Source organism: Saccharopolyspora sp. NPDC049426, from assembly GCF_040676935.1.
GTDB lineage: Bacteria > Actinomycetota > Actinomycetes > Mycobacteriales > Pseudonocardiaceae > Saccharopolyspora.
In genome coordinates, this window is record NZ_JBFAPZ010000009.1 from 153,976 (window position 1) to 172,912 (window position 18,937).

Here is an 18,937-nt window from a genome sequence, read left to right on the forward strand (position 1 = left end):
CTGCCCGCCCATCAGAAGCCCACAGCCGAGCGGCCCTTGAGCTGCAGCATCTCGCGAGCCTCGTCGGGCGTGGCGACCTCGAGGTTGAGCGCCTCCAAGACCGTGCGGATGCGCGTGACCTGCTGGGCGTTGCTCTCCGCCAGCTGCCCGGGCCCGATCCACAGCGAGTCCTCCAGGCCGACGCGCACGTGCGCGCCCATCGCGGCACCGATGCTTGCCAGTGGCATCTGGTTGCGCCCGGCACCCAGCACGGACCACTGGTAGTCCGCACCGAGCAGCCGATCGGCCGTGCGGCGCATGTGCATGAGGTCCTCGGGGTGCGCCCCGATACCGCCCAGCAGACCGAAGACGGACTGGACGAACAGGGGGCCGTCGGTGAGTCCGCGGCCCCGGAAGTGCGCGAGGTTGTTCAGGTGCGAGATGTCGTAGCATTCGAACTCGAAGCGCGTGCCGTTCGCGCGGCCGAGCTCGAGGATGGTCTCGATGTCGGCGAAGGTGTTCTTGAAGACCAGATCGCGGCTGTTCTCCAGGTTCTCCCGCTCCCAGTCGTGCTCGAACTCCTTGAACCGGTCGAGCATCGGGTACAGCCCGAAGTTCATCGAGCCCATGTTCAGCGACGCCAGTTCGGGTTTGAACTCCACCGCGGGCCGCATCCGCTCGGCGACCGTCATGTGCGGGGAACCGCCGGTGGTGAGGTTGATGACCGCGTCGGTGTTGCGCTTGAGCGAGTCCAGGATCGGCGCGAAGTGCTCGGGGTTCTGCGACGGGCGGCCGTCCTCGGGATCCCTGGCGTGCATGTGCACGACCGCGGCACCGGCCTCAGCGGCGCCGATCGCGGCTTCGGCGATCTCCTCGGCCGACACCGGCAGGTGCTTCGACATCGACGGCGTGTGGATCGCACCGGTGACGGCACTGGTGATGATGACTTTCCTGGCCGCAGGCATGGATACCTCTCAGATCGATTTCAGTGACGGACGAGATCCCCGGCAACGCCCCGCAAACCGGATCACTCCCGGTCCGCGGTCTGCTGATCCGGCTTCGTGGCACGCCCCTCAACGAGCGGGTCGCGCTTGGGGAATCCGAGCCCGAGGACGGCACCGATCGCCACGAGTGCGGCGACGAACCACAGCCCGGACACCGCGCTGCCGGTGGCTTCCTCCAGCAGACCCATCACGTAGGGACCGACGAACCCGCCGAGGATGCCGAGGGTGTTCATCAGCGCGATTCCACCTGCCAGCGTCGCACCGGACAAGCGGGTGGAGGGCACCGCGAACATGATCGGCTGCACGACGAAGAAGCACGCGGCGGTCAGGCAGAAGCCCAGCAGGGCGACGATGGCCGGTGCGACCGCGGCGATCAGCAATCCGACCGTCATCGCCGCGAGTCCGCCCACCAGGATGCTGCGGGAGCGCGCGGCGTTGGTCGCGTAGCGCGGCAGCAGGAGAGCACCGGCCGCCGAGGCCACCCACGGCAGGGCGGTGATCAGGCCGATGGTGAAGCTGCTCATCTCGCCCCACGAATCGATGATCGTGGGCAGGAAGTAGGTGAGGCTGTAGACCGCGATCTGGTGGCAGAAGTAGATCGCGATGGCCATCACGATGAACTTGTCCCGGAGCACGCCGGCGAAGGAGTGGGTGCCGGATTCCGCGGCACCGGCCTCCTGCTCGGCCTTGAGGTGCGCCTCGAGCCGACCGGCCTGCTCCTCGCTGAGCCACTTGGCATCACGCGGACCGTTGGGCAGCAGCTTCCAGACGACCACCGCGAGGAAGACCGCAGGCAGCCCCTCCACGATGAACATCCACTGCCAGCCGTGAAGACCGGCAGCACCATCGAGACCGAGGATCGCCCCGCCCAGCGGCGCGCCGATGATGTTGGCGACCGGAACCGCGGCGAGGAACATGCCCATCGCCGCGGCGCGCTGGCGGCGGGTGAACCAGTAGGTCAGGTAGAGCATGACCCCCGGGAAGAAACCGGCCTCGGCGATGCCCAGGAGCACCCGCATCACGTAGAACGAGGTCTCCCCCTGCACGAATGCCATGCCTGCCGACAGCAGTCCCCAGGTGACCATGATCCGCGTGATCCAGAACCGCGCCCCGAAGCGGTGCATCATGAAGTTGCTGGGCACCTCGCACAACGAGTACGCGAGGAAGAACAAGCCCGCGCCCAGCCCGAACGCCGCCGCCGAGATGCCGAGATCGGCCTCCAGGTGGGACTTCGCGAGTCCGATGTTCGTGCGGTCGATGAAGGAGATGACGTAGGCGATCATCAGCAGCGGCATCAGCTTGCGGGTGATCAACCGCGTCAGGCGCGGATCCTCCGCAGCGTGCACCGCGGACGAACTCTCGGAAGTGGAGGACATCATTGTCCCTTTCCTCGTTGCGTGGGCGTGTAGGTCGTGCCGCGGTGCCCGCTTCGAGTCCCGGCGAGCTTCGGCATCGGGCGAACGTCAACCGGATCGGAGTCGGCCGCCCGGCACTTCGAGCGGCGACGTGTGACGCACGCTAAGTACGGCCTCTCGCCTTAAGCAACGTTAACCTCGCGCGCCTGGCGCCCATCGGAGTTGAGGAGGCGGTCGCGGCGCTGCCGGACTTCGCCCGCGCCCCGGTCGTTGGTGGCCACCGCTGCGGCGCTGCGGAAACGGTGTTCACGCGCGCCACGAGCCCCTCAGGTTCGATGTCCGCATCGTGGTAAGTTGCTGGTCCATCTCAGCCAGGAGGGACACGAGCATGGGGTCGCCCACCGGCGGTGTCAGGGTCATCGAGAAGGCCGGTGCGCTCATGGAAGCGCTGGCGTACCGGGGCCCGCAGACCGTGGTCGAGCTCGCTGAGGCGACCGGTGAACCGCGGACCACGATCTACCGCGTGCTCGCCACCCTGCAGGAGATGGGATGGGTCGAGGAGACCACCAAGCGCGGTCGTTACGCGCTGGGGCTCACGCTCATGCAGCTCGGGCGGGCGGCTGTCGAGCACGGCATCGAGCACCGGTTCGCGGCGCCCGTCCTCCGGGCGTTGCGGACCGAGACCGGGTTGACCGTCTACCTCCACGTCCTGCGCGGGCTGCGAGCCGTGTGCGTGGAGCGCATCGACGGACGCGAACTGCTCAGCTTCGGCCTCCAGTTCGGCGGCTCGCTGCCGTTGCACGCCGGAGCCGGGGCGCGGGTGCTGCTCGCCTTCGGCGGCGAAGCGCTCTACCAGCGTTGGCGCGAGCACGTGGAGGAGCGCGGGGGCGAGGCCGAGGCCTTCACCCAGCGGACTCCACGGCGTCTGGCCGACATCGAGGCGCTGGTGCGGAAGGTGCGGGCCAACGGGTTCGCGGTCAGCTCCGAGGACAACACCATCGGCATCGCCGCGATCGGCGCGCCGATCTGGGCCGCCGACGGCCGCTGCTTGGCGGCCGTGTCGATCGCGGGTTCGCCCGAAGAGATCCTCAACAGGGACCGCCAGCCGGTCCTCGCCGAGGTGGTGCGGCGAGCGGCGCAGCAGATCGGCGACCTCAGCACCCCGCGAGCGGGCAGGGCTCGGTCGCAGGACCCGTCCTGAATCGGAACCAAACCCTCCTCTTATCACGATGCGGACATCTTTGAACCGCCTCGCGGGACGTTCAGGAGCTTTTCCGCCGCATCGCCGGCGGCGGACGTATCACTTCTCCGCAACACCAACGCCGGTTCCCGCCGGACGTTTTCGAGGAGGGGTGCATGAGCACGACGTCAGAACGACCGCAGCAGGACGCCGCAGTGCCGTACCGCGGCGAGAAGCCCTACGGCATGCTCGAGGACCTGGTGGTTCCGCAGGTCCTGGGCCTGGACTGCGATGAGCGGTTGTGGGTTCCCCAGGCTCCGGACGTGACCTTCCGGCCGCTGCTGCTGTCGGTGAGCCAGGGCTACTTCGTCAACATCCTCCGGGTCCGCAAGACGGGCATCCTGTCCCGCCACCGGCACGCGGGACCGGTGCACGCGACCACGCTCAAGGGCCGCTGGCACTACCTGGAGCACGACTGGTGGGCCGAGGAAGGCAGCTACGCCTTCGAGCCGCCGGGCGACATCCACACCCTCGAGGTGCCCGACGGCGTGCAGGAGATGGTGACCATGTTCCACGTCACCGGCGCCTACATCTACGTCGACCCGGACGGCAACCCGGTCGGTGTCGAGGACGTGTTCACCAAGCTCGAAGCCGCGCGCGAGCACTACGCGGCCGTGGGTCTCGGCGCGGACTATGTCGATCAGTTCATCCGCTGAGCCCGCAGCAGCGCCTCTCTCGGACGGGACCATGAACGCGCTGGTCAAGCGCAGCGGCATTTCCGAGGACGCCGGTGTCGGCGGGCGGGAGATCCCCCGCCCGCCCGCCGGGCACGTGCTGGTGCGCACGGAGGCGTGCGGGCTGTGCGGCAGCGACGTCCACGCGTGGCGCCAGGACGCGGGCTACGACTGGGTGCGGACACCGGTGACGCTGGGGCACGAGGCGATCGGCGAAGTGGTCGCCGCCGGCCCGGGGGCCGATCGAGGATGGGTCGGGCGCCGAGTCGTGCCCGTGTCCATCGACGGCTGCGGAGACTGCCCGACCTGCCGCGAAGGTCTCCGGCAGATCTGCCCGGACCGGACGGTGCTCGGGTTGTCCTTCGACGGGGCGGCGGCGGAGCACTTCACCATCGACCAACGGCGGCTCGTTCCGGTCGAGGTCGACCTGCCCGCGAGCACGCTGGTGCTCACAGAGCCGCTCTCGGTGGCGCTCCGGGCGGTCAAGCACCTCGAACGCGCCGAAGCCGCCCACGACGCGGTGGTCAGCGGTCCAGGTCCGATCGGTCTGATGATCGCCCTGCTGCTGCGACAACGCGGCCACCGCGTCGTGCTGGTGGGTGCCGAGCGGGACCGTCGGCAACGGCTCGCGGTCGCCGCCTCGTTGGGACTGGAGACCAGGGTCGCCGGCGAGAGTTCCGGGACGCGTCCCGGCGGTTGGGTCGAGGCGTCGGGATCGTCCCAAGCGCTCAACGCGGCGGTGCACCAGATCAGATCCGGCGGCACCGTGGTGGTTCCGGCGCTGTTCGGCGGCACCACCGATCCGGACGTGAACGTGCTGACCCGCAACGAAATTCGACTGCAGGGAAGCTACGGCTCGCTGGCGGTGGATTACCGCGACGCCATGAGCACACTGGCGGCAGACCCCGAGCCGTGGTCCTCCCTGGTCACGACCTTCCCCCTGTCCGAGGGCGTCCGGGCGCTCGAAACAGCTGCGGCGGCTGAGGTTTTCAAGGCCGTGCTCGTTCCCTGAACCAGGCACGCGATGTGACACCCCGCCATTCCCATTAGTTCCGTCCCACCTCAATTCATTCCACGCATGGGCCGGCGTTTCAAGGAGGAGACACCATGGCCAGAAACGGCACCACCACGCGCACCTCATCGCGCACATCGATCGGCAAGGTCGTGTTCGCGAGCCTGATCGGCACCGCGATCGAGTGGTACGACTTCTTCCTCTACGGATCCGCCGCCGCGCTGGTATTCGGACCGCTGTTCTTCCCCGAATCCGAACCAGCAGCGGCGACCATGCTCGCCTTCGGCACCTACGCGATCGGATTCGTCGCCCGCCCGCTGGGCGGCATCATCTTCGGGCACTTCGGTGACAGGCTCGGCCGCAAGACCATGCTGGTCGTCAGCCTCCTGCTCATGGGCGCCGCGACCTTCGCGATCGGCCTCCTGCCGACCTACGCCACCGTCGGCATCGCCGCTCCCCTGCTGCTGCTGACCTGCCGCATGCTGCAAGGATTCGCGGTCGGCGGCGAGTGGGGCGGCGCCGTGCTCATGGCTGCCGAGCACGGCGACGACACCCGACGCGGGTTCTGGTCCTCCTGGCCCCAGGCCGGCGTTCCGCGGGCAACCTGCTGTCGGCGGCGGTGCTGTGGGTGCTCGCCGCGGTCCAGTCCGATCAGGACTTCCAGGCGTGGGGATGGCGAATCCCGTTCCTGCTCAGCGCATTGCTGGTGCTCATCGGCATGTGGGTCCGGCTCAGCATCGAGGAATCCCCGGTCTTCGCCGAGGCCAAGGCCGTTCGTGAAGCCGAGCCCGACAAGCGCGCTCCGCTGCTGCAGGTCCTCCGCAACTACCCCCGCGAGGTGCTGATCGCGATGGGGCTGCGCATGACCGAGAACATCGCCTACTACATCTTCTCGATCGTGGTGCTCACCTACCTGGTGACCTACATGCACATGCCCAAGTCCGTGGCCATCGTCGGCGTCCTGGCAGGCTCCGCGGCCCAGCTCGTCCTGACTCCCGTGATCGGCGCGCTGTCGGATCGGGTCGGACGCCGCCCGCTCTACCTCATCGGCGCGATCGGCACCGGGATCTGGGGCTTCGTGTTCTTCCCGATGGTCGACACCGGCGACCCGCTGATGATCACGCTGGCCATCGTGATCGGCCTGAGCTTCACGACCTTCATGTACGCACCCCAGGCCGCGCTGTTCTCCGAGTTGTTCGGCACGACCGTCCGCTACAGCGGCGCCTCGCTGGGCTACCAGCTGGCATCGGTGTTCGCCGGCGGCCTCGCGCCGATGATCTCCGTCGCCCTGCTCGGAACCGTCGACGAGCGCAACACCACCGCGGTCAGCATCTACCTCGCGATCGCCGCGGTGATCACGCTGGTCGCCGTCGCCGCCGCCAGGGAGACGGCCGGATCCTCCCTGCGCCACGACCGGACGCTCGACGAGCTCGGGAGCAGCTGACCGATGCAACCATCCCGAGACCGGCCGTCCAGCTCATTGGACCTCTTCCGACTGCACGGGCGCACCGCCATCGTCACGGGTGCGGCCAGAGGGCTCGGCAGGGCGATGGCGCTCGCGCTCGCGGAAGCCGGCGCCGACATCGTCGCCCTCGACGCCGCACCGCTCGCCGAACTGGCGAGGGAAGTCGAGTCGCGCGGAGCGCTGTGCCACGCGCACCAGGCCGACCTGCGATCGCTGAGTCCTGCGGCCGCCCAGGAGCTGATCGGCCAGGCGCTCAGCGCGGCGCCGGACACCTGCGTGCTCGTCAACAACGCGGGCACGATTCGGCGCGGTCCGGCGATGCGCACCAGCGCCGAGGACTGGCACGCGGTGATCGACCTGAACCTCACGACACCGTTCATGCTGGCCCAGGCATTCGCGCAAGCGCTCACCGACACCGGGACGCCCGGAAGCGTGATCAACGTAGCCTCGATCAACAGCTTCCAGGGCGGAGTCGAGGTCCCCGCGTACGCGGCCTCCAAGCACGGGCTGCTGGGCCTCACCCGGGCACTGGCCAACGAGTGGACCGCGCACGGCGTGCGCGTCAACGCCATCGCACCCGGCTACATGCTCACCGACTTCACCGCAGCGCACCGCCAAGACGCGACCAAGTACGAGGCGATGCGGGACAGGATGCCAGCCGACCGGTGGGGCGACGCCGACGACCTCGCCGGAGCCGTCGTCTACCTGGCCTCATACGCCTCCGGTTATGTCACCGGCAGCGTCCTGACCGTCGACGGCGGTTGGCTGGCACGCTAGATCCAGCCCACGAGCGCCTCGCACGATTCCGTCACGTCCCAGCTGCTGGCCGGGTGCGCCCCAAACCAGCAGCTGGGACACCTCGACGAAGTCCGCGCACGCACTTCACGCGGAGTCAGGATTTCCCCACGGGGGTTGATCTTTCGGGGCCGGTCGGGCTCGATGCTGTCCGCTGCTCAGAGCTAGGCGCCGACGACGAACACGGACAGCATCACCGTGGCGAGGACCAGCAGCATGACGAGTCCGATGCTGAGCGTGGTCCAGTCGATCGCGATCCGGGTTCCTGCGCCGTGCTGCGGTGTGGTCATGCTGCGTCCCCCTGACCCCTGAGTCGCCGGTGATGCCCCAACCGCGATTGGCCGAGGTGCTGTCAGTAGTGAACCGCCTGGACGCAACGCCGACATGTGCCGAAAGTCCCGCCATTTCGGCGATCACGCGCGGTCTGATCACCACTCGCCTGAAACCCGGACCTCCCCCGGCAGCACAGCGACGCAGACCACACCCGATCGTCTCGTCCCGACGGCTCCGGCGAAGCCAGATGCCGCTGAAGGCGCGCCCGCGGCGTCGACTCCGAGCTCGGCTATTGCTCCGATCGCGACCGCGCCGCTATGGTTCTCGCACATTGAGTATTTGTTGCTCAAATAACGAGAAACTCTTGGGAGGGCTGATGACCCCCACGGAGATCGCGGCGCAGGTTGATCCACCGCTTTCCGGATTCCGCGTGCTCGAGCTCGGCAACTTCATCGCCGCACCGTTCGCGAGCAGGATCTTCGCTGACTTCGGCGCCGAGGTCGTGAAGATCGAGCGCCCCGGCGTCGGTGACGAGCTCCGTGGATGGCGGCGGAGCCGGGGCAAGACCTCGATGATGTTCCGGACCGTGGCGCGGAACAAGAAGTCGTTGACCCTCGACCTGCGCACGGACGAGGGGCGCGAGCTGGTCCTCGACCTCGTCCGGAAGACGGACGTGGTGATCGAGAACTTCCGCCCCGGCACGCTCGAACGATGGGGCCTCGGACCGGTGGAGCTGAGCGAGGCGAACCCCGACGTGGTGCTGGTGCGGATCTCCGGCTACGGGCAGACGGGCCCGTACCGGGACCGCGCCGGTTTCGGCGGAGTGGCCGAAGCCTTCGCGGGGCTGCGGCACGTCACCGGACACGCTGACCGGGCGCCGGTCCGCCCCGCCGCTCCGATCGGTGACGCGCTCGCCGGGCTCTACGGCGCTGTGGGTGCCCTGATGCTGCTGCTGGCACGGGCCAACGGGCGCCCGCACGACGGGCCTCGCGTCGCCGACGTCGCCCTCTACGAATCGGTTTTCATGGCCATGGAGTCCTTGGTTCCCGATCTGGACGCCTACGGCACCGTGCGCCAGCGCACCGCCGGGAACCTTCCCGGGGTCGTGCCCAGCGGCGTCTACCCGACCGCCGATGGGCAGTCCGTGGTGATCGCCGGCAACTCCAGCGGCGCGTTCACCCGGCTGATGACCGCGATCGGGAGAACGGATCTGGCCGAGGACCCGACGCTGGCCGACGGTGACGCCCGGTACGCGCGCGAGGTCGAGTTGGACGGTTCGATCAGCGAGTGGACCGGTCGGCACAGCGCACCCGAGGTCGTCGAGATCCTCGGTGCGGCCGGGGTACCGGTCGGCCCGGTGCACGACGCGACCGCGATCGCCGAGGATCCGCACGTCCTGGCTCGAGGCATGGTGCGGCCGTTGAAGGTGGTCGTGGACGACGAGCCGGAGGAGATCCGCTTTCCCGGCGTGGTGCCGCGGGTTCCCGGTGCACCGGGCGAGCTCCGCTGGGCCGGGCCGGAACTCGGCGAGCACACCGACGAGGTACTCAGCGGGGTGCTCGGCTTGCGAGCCGAACGACTCGCGGCCCTGCGCGAGCGGGGGGTCATCTGATGGCCGTCCAGGTCCACATCACCGACGTCGTCATGCGCGACGGTCTGCAGGACGAACCGGTCGTCGTGTCGGTGGCCGATCGGCTGAAGATCGCCGAGGCGCTGGTCGCGGCCGGACTCACCAGCATCGAGGCCGCGTCGTTCGTCAACCCGGCCCGGGTGCCGCAGATGGCCGGTGCCGAGGAGCTCGTCGCGTCCCTTCCGCTGCCCGCAGGTGTCCGGTGGAGCGCGCTCGCCCTCAACCGCAAGGGCGTGCAGCGCGCGGTCGCCGCCGGAGTGACCGACGTGTGCCTGGTCGTTTCCGCCGGTGAGGGCCACAGCCGGGCCAACGCCGGCCGAGGTGTGCAGGACGCGCTCGACGATCTGCGCGGCGTGGTCGACGACCACCCCCACGTCCGGTTCACCGGTGGTGTCGCCACGGCGTTCGTCTGCCCGTTCGACGGCGAGATCGAGCCGTCCCGGCTGGCCGCGATCGCCGAGGCCTACGCGCGGATCGGCGTGACCCGCCTCGGATTCGCCGACACCATCGGCACCGCCGACCCGCAGCACGTCGGCCGCGCGGTGGGAACCGTTCGCGAGGTCGTCCCGGACGCGGAGATCGGGCTGCACCTGCACGACGCCCTCGGGCAGGCGCTCCGCACCGTCGACATCGCCCTCGATCTGGGCGTCACCCGCTTCGACGCCGCCACCGGAGGCTACGGAGGTTGCCCGTTCGCTCCCGGTGCCCACGGCAACATCGCCACCGAAACCCTGGTCGACCACCTCCACGCCCAAGGGATCGACACCGGCATCGACGACGCCCGCCTCGCGGAGGCCGCCGCCGTCGTCGAGGAGGCGCTGCGCCGGGGAAGCCCGATCGGCTGACCCGGCACGTCCCTGGTCGGCCCGTACCGGGCCGTCGCACGTCGCACGATCCCGCGATGTCGCGGGTAACCTCTGCTGCTCACATCGGCCGCCACGGCCGGTGTTCCTTCCGGGAGACAACGATGTCCTCGATTCCCGACAGCGCTTCGACCACCCGGCCAGGCGACGCGTCCGAGAGCCCCTCGCACTCGGACAGCGCTGCCGCCGACGAGTCCACCCCTCGACTGCTGCGCGGCCCGCGGCTGGCCGGGCTTCCGCCGCTCCTGTTCCTGTGCGCCGCCGCGATCGTGCTGATCGCCGCCCTCACCGACAACCTGCCCAGCTCCCTGCTGTCCGGGTTCGCCATCACGATGATGTGCGGCGGACTGCTGATGTGGCTCGGTCAGCGCGTACCGGTGCTGCACGACTTCGGCCTACCGACGATCCTGTGCACCTTCGTGCCTGCGATCCTGCTGTTCACCGGGTTCTTCCCGCAGGTCGCCGCCGATGTGGTCGCCGGCTTCGTCGAGGACAGCGGGTTCCTGGACTTCCTGGTGATCACGATCATCGCCGGCAGCATCCTCGGGATGCCGCGCGCGCTGCTGCTCAAGGCCGGTCCGCGGTTCGCGGTCCCGCTGCTGGGCTGCCTCGCTCTGACCTTCTTCCTGGTCGGCGCGCTCGGCGCGGCGCTGGGATTCGGCTTCGTGCGGGGAATCCTGTTCATCGCCGCGCCGATCATGGCCGGAGGCCTGGGCATTGGCGCGGTTCCGATGTCGCAGATGTACGCCGGGGCGACCGCAGGCAACGCCGACGCGTTCATGGGGCAGCTCATGTCGGCCGTGGTCGTGGCCAACGTCCTGTGCATCCTCATCGCCGGCATCTACAACGGTCTGGGCAAACGTGAGCGCCAACTGTTCGTCGGTTTCAACGGCCACGGCCAGCTGATGCGGATCCAGCGTCGCGACATCCAGATCGACACCAGGCCCGCTCGCGACGGGGCGACCTTCGTGGCTCTCGGCCAGGGGCTGCTGATCGCGGCCGTGCTGTTCGTGTTCGGCCAACTTCTCGGTGGGCTGCTGCCCTTCCTGCACCCCTACGCTTGGACGATCATCGTCGCCGCGACCGTCAAGATCACCGGTCTGCTCCCCAAGCAGCTCGAGGAGTCGAGCACCTGCTGGGGAGAGATGGCCACGACGCTGTTCGTGCCGGCCCTGCTGGTCGCCGTCAGCTTGACCTACATCGACATCGGCGACGTCCTGGCCGCGGTCAGCGACCCGATGTTCCTGGTGCTCACCGCGGCCACCGTGATCGTCGCGACGCTGACCTCGGGGCTGCTGGGCTGGCTGGTGAAGTTCTACTTCGTCGAGGCCGCGATCACCCCGGGCCTGGTCATGGCCGACACTGGCGGCAGCGGGGACGTCTCGGTCCTCAGCGCCGCTGACCGGATGCACCTGATGCCCTTCGCCGCCCTGACCAACCGGCTCGGCGGAGCGGTGGTGCTGTTCGTGACCTCGCTCATCGCACCACTGCTCGCCGCGGCCCTCTGACCCCGCAACGCGAGAAGAAGGAGAACCACGATGCGTCGGAACGTCCTGGCGATCGGAAGCCGGACTCCCGAGGTCGACCCGACCGCATGGGTCGCCGACACCGGCACGGTCGTCGGCGAGGTGGTCGTCGGAGCCGGCACCGGGGTGTTCTACGGCGCGGTCCTGCGCGCCGACACCGAGTCGGTCTCAGTCGGCGTCGGCAGCAACGTGCAGGACAGCGCCACGGTGCACGCCGATCCCGGGTTCCCGGCCCGGATCGGCGACGGGGTGTCGGTCGGTCACGGAGCCGTCCTGCACGGCTGCACCGTCGAGGACGGGTGCCTCATCGGCATGAACGCCACCGTGCTCAACGGAGCCGTCATCGGCGCCGAGTCCCTGGTCGCGGCGAACGCCCTCGTTCCCGAAGGCATGGAGGTTCCACCACGGTCCCTGGTCGCAGGCGTGCCGGCCAAGGTGCGCCGGGAGCTGCGCGACGCGGAACTGGAACACCTGCGCCACAACGCCGCGGTCTACCGAGACCTCACCCGGCAGCACCGGGAGATCACCGAGGTGCCCGCTCGCCACCACATATCCGCTGACGGACCTCACCGATGGGGCGCCGCGCCCGTCCGTCACGATTCCCGCTCTGGACGGCGCGTCGCCGGGCCCGGCGCGGACCGATGAGTGACGACTCCACGCCCGCCCACCTCCGGGTCCCGCCCTACCCTGTAGACGTGACGATCGATCCTCTCGCAGAGGCGGAAACCGGGCCTGTCATCCCGTCCACCGGGGTGGGCGTGCTGGACCGGGCCGTCGCCGTGCTCGACGCCGTCAAGCTGGAGCGGATGACGGCCTCGGAGCTCGCGCGGTACCTGGGGCTGTCCGTTCCGACCGCGCACCGCCTGGTCACGTCGATGGTGACCCACGGACTGCTCAGCCGCGACGAGGACGGGCGATTGCGCCTGGGAGCACGGTTCTCGCTCCCGTTCCTCGAGCAGATCGCCAGCCCTGTGCTGACGGACCTGCAGCAGGAGACCGGGGAAACCGCGCAGATCTGGGTTCGGCGATGCGAACACCGGCTGTGCCTGGCGAGCGTGGATTCCGCCGCCGAACTTCGCGCCTCGGTCCCGGTCGGAACGCTGCTCCCGCTGACGGCGGGCGGCTCGGCCGCCATCGTCCTCGCCGAACCGACGACGGCTCCGGGATGGGTTGAGAGCATCTCCCGGCGGACACCGGGCCTGTGCTCGGTCAGCGCCCCGGTCCGCCGCCAGTCGGGTGAGACGGTCGCGGCGGTCTGCGTTTCCGCGCCCGTGCTCCGGGTCGGCGACACGGGCCCCGGCGCCCTCTACGGCGATGCGGTGATCGGTGCCGCCGCGCGGCTGTCGGAGGCCCTCGACCGCACTTGATCGACCGGGGCGCCGATGACGATGCGACCGGCGCTGCGGGGCCGGGTTCGCCGGCCCCGCAGCCGGTGCGGTTCGTTCAGCGCAGGAACGCGCCGACGACGCCGGAGTCGACGGGCACGTGCAGCCCGGTGGTGCGGGTCAGCTCACCACCGGTGAGGGCGAACACCGCTGCGGCGATGTGCTCGGGCAGCACTTCGCGCGGTTCCCGATGCGCCTCCCCTGTCAGCGCCGGCCGTGGTGGTGCGGTCCGCGGGGCGGGCGGGCGGTTGACAGGACCGCGCAGGTGATCACGAGCGCGGTCAGCACCATCACGGTGGCGATCGCCTCGATCGCAGAGATGGTGAGCATGATCAGCTCCTGGGTTCGACGTGTGTGGAGCGGCGGGCGTAGAGGCTGGTCAGGGTGACCGTCGCGAGGACGAGCACGATGACCACCAGCGAGATCGGCGTGGGGATCTCCGGGACTGCGGGCCAGATCCCGTGGGCCCAGTGCAGCACCAGCTTGAGACCGATGAGCCCGAGGATGATCGCCAGGCCGTGGTTGAGGTGGGTGAGCTTGGCCAGCGCGGTGTGCAGGACGAAGTACAGGGCGCGCAGCCCGAGCAGGGCGAAGGCGTTGGTGGCGAACACCAGGTACGGGTCCTCGGTGATCCCGTAGACGGCGGGTACCGAGTCGACGGCGAACACCACGTCGGTGGCGAACACCGCCACGACCACGACGGCGAACGGCGTCAACGCCCGCCGCCCGGCCTCGCGGACCGTGATCCGCGGCCGTGGTAGTCGTCGGTGACAGGCATCAGCCGACGCAGGAAGCGCACCGATCTCAGCTGGGACACGTCGCGGTCGAACGCGGTGCCGGCCAGGGCCTCGCGCAGGATCTTGGCCGCGGTGACGAACAAGATCACGCCGAACACCAGGAAAGCCCAGGTGCCCGCCTGCAGCAGGGCGGCGCCCAAGGCGATGAAGATGCCACGCAGCACCAGCGCCCCGACGATGCCGTACAACAGCACGCGCTGCTGCAGCGCGGGCGGCACGGCGAATCCGGCCAACAGCATCATGAACACGAACAAGTTGTCGACCGACAGGGATTTCTCGACCACGTACCCGGTGAAGAACTCCAGAGCCGGAGTCCCGCCGTACCAGGCCCACAGCATCAGAGCGAACAGCAGCGGTAAGACGACGTAGAACGCCGACCAGCCGAGAGCCTCCCCGATTCGGACCTCGTGGGGTTTGCGGGTGATGGCGAAATCGAGGGCCAGCAGACCCAGCAGGACGGCGATGCTGATCGCCCACATCCAAGCGGAACCCACCGACGGATCAGCTGCCGCGATCACAGAACTGGGCATGACCACTCCCGAACAGCGCGTAGCGGTTCGGGGTCTCCTTCGCCCTACTGTCCGAGCGGCCTGCCGGGGACACCGAGGATGTCCGTGCTGACCAGCAGTACCCGCGGAAGTACTCCCCCCTCGGCAGTATTGACCCAGGCCAGCGAGTTGTAAAAAGGATCTGCCCGAAGACCGGCGAGCTGTCCACGGGAAGGCTCGACGTCAGGCTGCGAAACGTGCCCGCACACGAAGATCTGACGTGCACTCCGTCCGCAACAGCGTGGTTCGCCGCGTCGTGCAAGGGCTTCTAATGCCGACGAGGTGCCTGCGGCCCGCTCCTGAGCCGCTTCGGCGTTCGATCACGGCTCGGAACGTGTTCGAGCGCGGGATCGCTCTACCCGCACGCGTGTCGGCGGGCGCCGAGGTTCCACGTCACGGCCACGCCCGGGTGGCCACCTCGGCAGTGCCGCGCAGGCTCTCCCGACTGGCGCCGTCGCGGGCGGCCTGGGCGATCCCGCTGAGCACCGCCATGACGTAGCGGCCGAGCGCCGCGGCATCGGTGTCCGCGGGGAGGATGCCCGCGGCGACGTCGGTGCGGATCTTGGCCGCGAAGGCGTCGGCTTTCTCGGCGCGCATCCGCCGGAGTTCTCGCGTCACGGTGGGATCGTCGGTGCCGCTGTCCCCGCTGACGACGAGGCAACCGGACGGCAGGCCGCGCCGGGTGTAGCGCTCGGGGGCCTCGCGGAGGACGCGTGTGACAGCTCGCTCTGCGGTGGGCTCTTCGGCGAGGGCGCGGTCGAGGAACCCGCCGTACTTCTTGTCGTAGGCGTCGAGCGCCTCGGCGAACAGCTGCTGCTTGCCGCCGAACGCGCTGTAGAGGCTCGGCATACCGATGTGCAGCTCCTCGGCGAGGTCGCGCACCGAGGTGCCTTCGTAGCCCCGCCGCCAGAACATCTGGACCGCCTTGTCCAGGGCCGCGCTCCGGTCGAAGGAGCGCGGCCGTCCGCGTGTCGTCGCCATTCCCACATTCTAGAGCGGTCGCTATAGAACCTGCTAGAGTCCTATTTCTGTAGCGACCGCTAGTGAATTGAGGATGCTGTGAGAAGGCTGGCTGTGGGGACGGCGCCGGAGTTCGGCGCAGGTCGGGCGACCACCCGGCGGTTCGATCGCCGAAGTGCCCGGACGGGAGCGCAGGTCGGCGCGACTGGCGAGGTGGCGCTCTGATGCCGGTCGCCATCGTCGTCCTCGGGTTCGCGATCTTCGCCCAGGGGACCAGCGAATTGATGATCGCAGGGCTGTTGCCCGAGATCGCCTCAGATCTCGACGTCACGATCTCGCAGGCGGGGCTCCTGGTCTCGGGCTTCGCGCTCGGAATGCTGATCGGGGCACCGGTGCTCGCGGTCGTGACCTTGCGGTGGCGCAGGCGCATCGCGCTGCTGCTCTTCCTGGGGCTTTTCGTGCTCGCGCACATCGCCGGCGCCCTCGCGCCCGGCTATCACACGCTCCTGGTGTCGAGGTTCGTCGGCGCCTTCGTCTACGCCGGGTTCTGGGCGGTGGCGGCGAGCACTGCCATGGCACTGGTGCCGGTGGCGCGCCGAGGGCGAGCGATGAGCATCGTGGCCGGCGGTCTCACCGTCGCGACCGTGATCGGGCTGCCCGCGGGCACCTGGATCGGCCAGAACCTCGGTTGGCGCGGCACGTTCTGGGTCGTCACCGCGTTGTCCGCGGTGGCGATGATCGGGGTGCTGGCGAAGGTCCCCGACATCACGCCGCAGAACGCACCTCGGGTCCGCGACGAGCTGCGCGGCCTCGGGGTGCCGAGGTTGTGGTTGTCCTACGCCATGACGTCGGTGTCCACCGCCGCACTGCTGGTGACGTTCACCTACCTCGCCGCGATGCTCGTCGAGAACACCGGCATGGACGCCCGCTGGGTTCCCCTGGTGCTCCTCGGTTACGGAATCGGCGCACTCGCGGGGATGGCCCTCGGCGGACGCGCCGCCGACACTCGCCCGATCGGCGTCCTCGCGGCCGGATTCACCGGGCTCCTGCTGGTCTCGGTCCTCATCGCCGTGCTCGCCGAACAGGTGGTGCCGGTCGTGGTCCTGGCCGTCGTGCTCGGGTTCACGGGCTTCGGCGTGAACCCGGCGCTGAACTCCCGGGTCTTCGGGATCGCCCCGGGCGCGCCGACCCTGGCCGCGGCCGGGAGCACCGCCGCGTTCAACGTCGGCATCACCGTCGGTCCCTGGCTCGGTGGCCTCGCGCTCACCGCCGGATACGGCTACCCCGCCATCCCTTGGATCGGTGCCGCACTGGCCTCCGCGGTCCTGGTGCTGCTCGTCGTCGAAGTCCGCGCCCGGCGCGCGGCGACGGGCAGGGAGGCAGCGGGAACGCGGGAGCCGGCGCTCGTCGAGTGACGTCCTGGAGCCCCTCCGATCGGCGTCCCGGTCGGAGGGGCTCCCGCTCGAGCGGCGTTCCAGCAGGTCGAGGACGGATGAACAGCGGACGCGACTCCTGTGGACCTGCGGTCGGGAGCAAGATCGCGCCTGCGCTGGATCGTCGCGGTTCCACGCTGTGGACGGCGCCGCCGGCCTGCGGCTTGCGCCGTATCGTCGAGGGCATCGACCATCGGGAGTCACCTTCTCTCCGGCGGCGACGGTGTCGACCCGGCGTCCGGATGCGACTTGATGGAGGAGCCGTGAGTACGTTCATCGAGCAGTGGCAGGACTGGCACGCCAACCGCGAGCGCGAACTCGCCGACCCGTACGGCTGGCTGGCCCTGGTCTCCCTGGACTGGCTGACCGACGTTCCCGCCACGTACCCGGCGGCGCCGGGCGTGTGGTGGCAGGACGCCGAGGCCGCCTACGTCGACCCGCAGGGCGCCGAACTGTCCTACCAGGGCGAGCCGATCACCGGGGTGCAGCGCTTCGAGCTGGTCAACAGCGGAGCGGGCACCCGGGTCTCAGCCGGTGACGTGGAGGTCGAGGTGGCACGCCGCTCCGGCTACCTGATCCGGGTGCACTCACCGAAAGCGCCTGCGCTCCGCGATTTCCGAGGTGTGCCGACCTACCAGCCGGACCCGAACTGGGTCATCACGGGCACTTTCGAACCGTTCGCCGAGCCCCGGCCGACGACGGTCGGCGCCGTCACGCCCGGCCTGAACCACGTGTACCAGGCTCCCGGTCTCGTGCGCTTCGAGCGCGACGGCACCGAGCACGCGCTGACCGCGTTCAACGGGAAGACCGGCAGCGGCCTCAACATCCTGTTCACCGACGCCACGAGCGGAGTGACCACCTACCCGGCGAACCGCTCCGTGCTCACCGCCGAACCGGCCGCCGACGGAACCGTCACGCTCGACTTCAACCGCGCGGTCAACCTCCCCTGCGCCTTCACCGACTTCGCCACCTGCCCACTTCCGCCGGAGGGCAACCACCTGCCGTTCGAGGTCACGGCCGGCGAACTACTCCCCCACGAGCGTTCCGAGCCCTGAGCCCGGGGAGCCGACCACCTGCTCGAGCTTGGGGTAGGACGGCTGCGCGCCCGGGTGCTGCACGCTGCGAGCGCCGACGAGGGTGGCCCACCGGGCCGCAGCGGACAGCGAGTCGCCTCGGCCGATGCGCCAGGCCACGGTTGCGGCGAAGGCGTCGCCGGCTCCGGTGGTGTCGACCGCGCTGGCCGGTACTCCCGGGACGTGCTCGGCGTGACCGGGTTCGGCGACCGCCGCGCCGCGCGCGCCCAAGGTGACCACGGCCGAGCGCGCACCGACCTGCCGGAGCGCCTCCGCGTAGGCGGTTTCGTCGTCGGGGATCTGCGATCCGTTGCTCCGCAGGACTTCTCGCGCTTCGTGCTCGTTGACGATCAGCGGGTCGGCGGCGGCGAGCACGTCCCGCGGCAGGTCGACCACCGGCGACAGGTTCAGCGACAAGCGCGCCCCCGTTTCGCGCGCCGCGCGCGCCGCCGCGCACACGGTGTCCACCGGGACCTCCAGAACCACCGAGACGACGCGTGCGGAAGCGATCGACGACCGGGCGGCGGCGATGTCGTCCGGGGACAACCGGGCGTTGGCCGCCGCGGCCACGACGATGCTGTTCTCGCCGGTGGCGGCCACGGTGATCAGCGCGGTGCCGGTGGCCGCTGACTCGTCGCGGAGGGTGTGGGCCGTGTCGACGCCGTCGGCTCGCAGGGCGGCCAGCAGGTCCTCCCCGTGCGCGTCGGCGCCGACCCGACCCACCAGGGCCGTCCGGGCGCCCAACCGCGCGGCGGCGACGGCCTGGTTCGCCCCCTTGCCGCCGGCGCTGGTGGTCAACGCGGTCGCCCGCACCGTTTCCCCTGGCTGCGGGTGACGCCGCACTCCCGCGGTGAGGTCGACGTTCAACGACCCGACCACGACGACGTCCAGTTCGCGCGACATCGTTCTTCCTTCCACTTCTCCC

The 18,937-nt window shown here is 69.7% G+C and carries 17 protein-coding genes and 2 pseudogenes; 12 read left to right on the plus strand and 7 right to left on the minus strand.

Annotated features, from left to right (window positions below; translation table 11 throughout):
* Window positions 1–11 precede the first annotated feature (11 nt).
* Together AB0J78_RS20765 and AB0J78_RS20770 are read right to left on the minus strand one after the other, a co-directional pair.
* Window positions 12–944: a 3-keto-5-aminohexanoate cleavage protein gene (locus AB0J78_RS20765; protein ID WP_363791384.1), complete on the minus strand. Its 933-nt coding sequence runs from the start codon at window positions 942–944 to the stop codon at window positions 12–14.
* A 62-nt stretch (window positions 945–1,006) separates the two neighbouring features.
* Window positions 1,007–2,359: an MFS transporter gene (locus AB0J78_RS20770; RefSeq protein WP_363791386.1), complete on the minus strand. Its 1,353-nt coding sequence runs from the start codon at window positions 2,357–2,359 to the stop codon at window positions 1,007–1,009.
* A gap of 367 nt (window positions 2,360–2,726) precedes the next feature.
* Between AB0J78_RS20770 and AB0J78_RS20775 the strand changes: the two genes are divergently transcribed.
* From AB0J78_RS20775 to AB0J78_RS20795, 5 genes and pseudogenes are all read left to right on the plus strand, one after another.
* Entirely contained in the window at window positions 2,727–3,539 is an 813-nt protein-coding gene (locus tag AB0J78_RS20775) for an IclR family transcriptional regulator (RefSeq protein WP_363791388.1), read from the plus strand.
* 155 nt (window positions 3,540–3,694) lie between these two features.
* Complete coding sequence (locus AB0J78_RS20780; protein ID WP_363791390.1) at window positions 3,695–4,234, plus strand: 2,4'-dihydroxyacetophenone dioxygenase family protein; 540 nt, start codon at window positions 3,695–3,697, stop codon at window positions 4,232–4,234.
* A 31-nt stretch (window positions 4,235–4,265) separates the two neighbouring features.
* Window positions 4,266–5,264, plus strand: coding sequence for an alcohol dehydrogenase catalytic domain-containing protein (locus AB0J78_RS20785; protein WP_363791392.1), 999 nt, complete (start codon window positions 4,266–4,268; stop codon window positions 5,262–5,264).
* A gap of 95 nt (window positions 5,265–5,359) precedes the next feature.
* A pseudogene (locus tag AB0J78_RS20790) lies at window positions 5,360–6,708 on the plus strand (MFS transporter).
* Between the two features lie 3 nt (window positions 6,709–6,711).
* Entirely contained in the window at window positions 6,712–7,506 is a 795-nt protein-coding gene (locus AB0J78_RS20795; protein WP_363791394.1) for an SDR family oxidoreductase, read from the plus strand.
* A gap of 182 nt (window positions 7,507–7,688) precedes the next feature.
* Here AB0J78_RS20795 and AB0J78_RS20800 read toward each other — a convergent pair whose 3' ends face one another.
* Complete coding sequence (locus AB0J78_RS20800) at window positions 7,689–7,814, minus strand: hypothetical protein (protein ID WP_363791396.1); 126 nt, start codon at window positions 7,812–7,814, stop codon at window positions 7,689–7,691.
* 359 nt (window positions 7,815–8,173) lie between these two features.
* Between AB0J78_RS20800 and AB0J78_RS20805 the strand changes: the two genes are divergently transcribed.
* The 5 genes from AB0J78_RS20805 (at window position 8,174) to AB0J78_RS20825 (ending at window position 13,183) form a co-directional block, all read left to right on the plus strand.
* Window positions 8,174–9,409, plus strand: coding sequence for a CaiB/BaiF CoA-transferase family protein (locus AB0J78_RS20805; RefSeq protein WP_363791398.1), 1,236 nt, complete (start codon window positions 8,174–8,176; stop codon window positions 9,407–9,409).
* Window positions 9,409–10,272 (plus strand): hydroxymethylglutaryl-CoA lyase, encoded by an 864-nt coding sequence (locus AB0J78_RS20810; RefSeq protein ID WP_363791400.1) that lies wholly within the window; start codon window positions 9,409–9,411, stop codon window positions 10,270–10,272. Before AB0J78_RS20805 ends, AB0J78_RS20810 begins: the two co-directional genes overlap by 1 nt.
* A gap of 122 nt (window positions 10,273–10,394) precedes the next feature.
* Window positions 10,395–11,798, plus strand: a complete 1,404-nt coding sequence (locus AB0J78_RS20815; protein WP_363791402.1) for a 2-hydroxycarboxylate transporter family protein — start codon at window positions 10,395–10,397, stop codon at window positions 11,796–11,798.
* Window positions 11,799–11,828: 30 nt separating this feature from the next.
* The gene (locus AB0J78_RS20820; protein WP_363791404.1) at window positions 11,829–12,461 is read left to right on the plus strand and encodes a gamma carbonic anhydrase family protein; all 633 of its coding nucleotides are present in this window, start codon (window positions 11,829–11,831) and stop codon (window positions 12,459–12,461) included.
* Window positions 12,462–12,511: 50 nt separating this feature from the next.
* Window positions 12,512–13,183 (plus strand): helix-turn-helix domain-containing protein, encoded by a 672-nt coding sequence (locus tag AB0J78_RS20825; protein ID WP_363791406.1) that lies wholly within the window; start codon window positions 12,512–12,514, stop codon window positions 13,181–13,183.
* Between the two features lie 222 nt (window positions 13,184–13,405).
* Here AB0J78_RS20825 and AB0J78_RS20830 read toward each other — a convergent pair whose 3' ends face one another.
* The 3 genes and pseudogenes from AB0J78_RS20830 to AB0J78_RS20840 all read right to left on the minus strand — a co-directional run bounded on the left by AB0J78_RS20830 (window position 13,406) and on the right by AB0J78_RS20840 (window position 15,527).
* Window positions 13,406–13,531: a hypothetical protein gene (locus AB0J78_RS20830; protein ID WP_363791408.1), complete on the minus strand. Its 126-nt coding sequence runs from the start codon at window positions 13,529–13,531 to the stop codon at window positions 13,406–13,408.
* Between the two features lie 2 nt (window positions 13,532–13,533).
* Window positions 13,534–14,528, minus strand: a pseudogene (locus AB0J78_RS20835) (TerC/Alx family metal homeostasis membrane protein).
* Between the two features lie 411 nt (window positions 14,529–14,939).
* On the minus strand, window positions 14,940–15,527 hold the full coding sequence (locus tag AB0J78_RS20840) for a TetR/AcrR family transcriptional regulator (protein ID WP_363791410.1): 588 nt from the start codon (window positions 15,525–15,527) through the stop codon (window positions 14,940–14,942).
* A 203-nt stretch (window positions 15,528–15,730) separates the two neighbouring features.
* Between AB0J78_RS20840 and AB0J78_RS20845 the strand changes: the two genes are divergently transcribed.
* Both AB0J78_RS20845 and AB0J78_RS20850 read left to right on the plus strand, forming a co-directional pair.
* Window positions 15,731–16,921: a Cmx/CmrA family chloramphenicol efflux MFS transporter gene (locus AB0J78_RS20845; protein ID WP_363791412.1), complete on the plus strand. Its 1,191-nt coding sequence runs from the start codon at window positions 15,731–15,733 to the stop codon at window positions 16,919–16,921.
* Window positions 16,922–17,202: 281 nt separating this feature from the next.
* Window positions 17,203–17,994 (plus strand): DUF1684 domain-containing protein, encoded by a 792-nt coding sequence (locus AB0J78_RS20850; RefSeq protein ID WP_363791414.1) that lies wholly within the window; start codon window positions 17,203–17,205, stop codon window positions 17,992–17,994.
* Here AB0J78_RS20850 and AB0J78_RS20855 read toward each other — a convergent pair.
* Entirely contained in the window at window positions 17,965–18,915 is a 951-nt protein-coding gene (locus AB0J78_RS20855; RefSeq protein WP_363791416.1) for a ribokinase, read from the minus strand. The genes AB0J78_RS20850 and AB0J78_RS20855 overlap by 30 nt on opposite strands.
* Between the last annotated feature and the right edge of the window lie 22 nt (window positions 18,916–18,937).

What these genes read in the sequence shown, in the direction of transcription:
- AB0J78_RS20765 (WP_363791384.1), bottom strand. Translation starts at nt 944, where the DNA reads ATGCCTGCGGCCAGGAAAGTCATCATCACCAGTGCCGTCACCGGTGCG.
- AB0J78_RS20770 (WP_363791386.1), bottom strand. Translation starts at nt 2,359, where the DNA reads ATGTCCTCCACTTCCGAGAGTTCGTCCGCGGTGCACGCTGCGGAGGAT.
- AB0J78_RS20775 (WP_363791388.1), top strand. Translation starts at nt 2,727, where the DNA reads ATGGGGTCGCCCACCGGCGGTGTCAGGGTCATCGAGAAGGCCGGTGCG.
- AB0J78_RS20780 (WP_363791390.1), top strand. Translation starts at nt 3,695, where the DNA reads ATGAGCACGACGTCAGAACGACCGCAGCAGGACGCCGCAGTGCCGTAC.
- AB0J78_RS20785 (WP_363791392.1), top strand. Translation starts at nt 4,266, where the DNA reads ATGAACGCGCTGGTCAAGCGCAGCGGCATTTCCGAGGACGCCGGTGTC.
- AB0J78_RS20795 (WP_363791394.1), top strand. Translation starts at nt 6,712, where the DNA reads ATGCAACCATCCCGAGACCGGCCGTCCAGCTCATTGGACCTCTTCCGA.
- AB0J78_RS20800 (WP_363791396.1), bottom strand. Translation starts at nt 7,814, where the DNA reads ATGACCACACCGCAGCACGGCGCAGGAACCCGGATCGCGATCGACTGG.
- AB0J78_RS20805 (WP_363791398.1), top strand. Translation starts at nt 8,174, where the DNA reads ATGACCCCCACGGAGATCGCGGCGCAGGTTGATCCACCGCTTTCCGGA.
- AB0J78_RS20810 (WP_363791400.1), top strand. Translation starts at nt 9,409, where the DNA reads ATGGCCGTCCAGGTCCACATCACCGACGTCGTCATGCGCGACGGTCTG.
- AB0J78_RS20815 (WP_363791402.1), top strand. Translation starts at nt 10,395, where the DNA reads ATGTCCTCGATTCCCGACAGCGCTTCGACCACCCGGCCAGGCGACGCG.
- AB0J78_RS20820 (WP_363791404.1), top strand. Translation starts at nt 11,829, where the DNA reads ATGCGTCGGAACGTCCTGGCGATCGGAAGCCGGACTCCCGAGGTCGAC.
- AB0J78_RS20830 (WP_363791408.1), bottom strand. Translation starts at nt 13,531, where the DNA reads ATGCTCACCATCTCTGCGATCGAGGCGATCGCCACCGTGATGGTGCTG.
- AB0J78_RS20840 (WP_363791410.1), bottom strand. Translation starts at nt 15,527, where the DNA reads ATGGCGACGACACGCGGACGGCCGCGCTCCTTCGACCGGAGCGCGGCC.
- AB0J78_RS20845 (WP_363791412.1), top strand. Translation starts at nt 15,731, where the DNA reads ATGCCGGTCGCCATCGTCGTCCTCGGGTTCGCGATCTTCGCCCAGGGG.
- AB0J78_RS20855 (WP_363791416.1), bottom strand. Translation starts at nt 18,915, where the DNA reads ATGTCGCGCGAACTGGACGTCGTCGTGGTCGGGTCGTTGAACGTCGAC.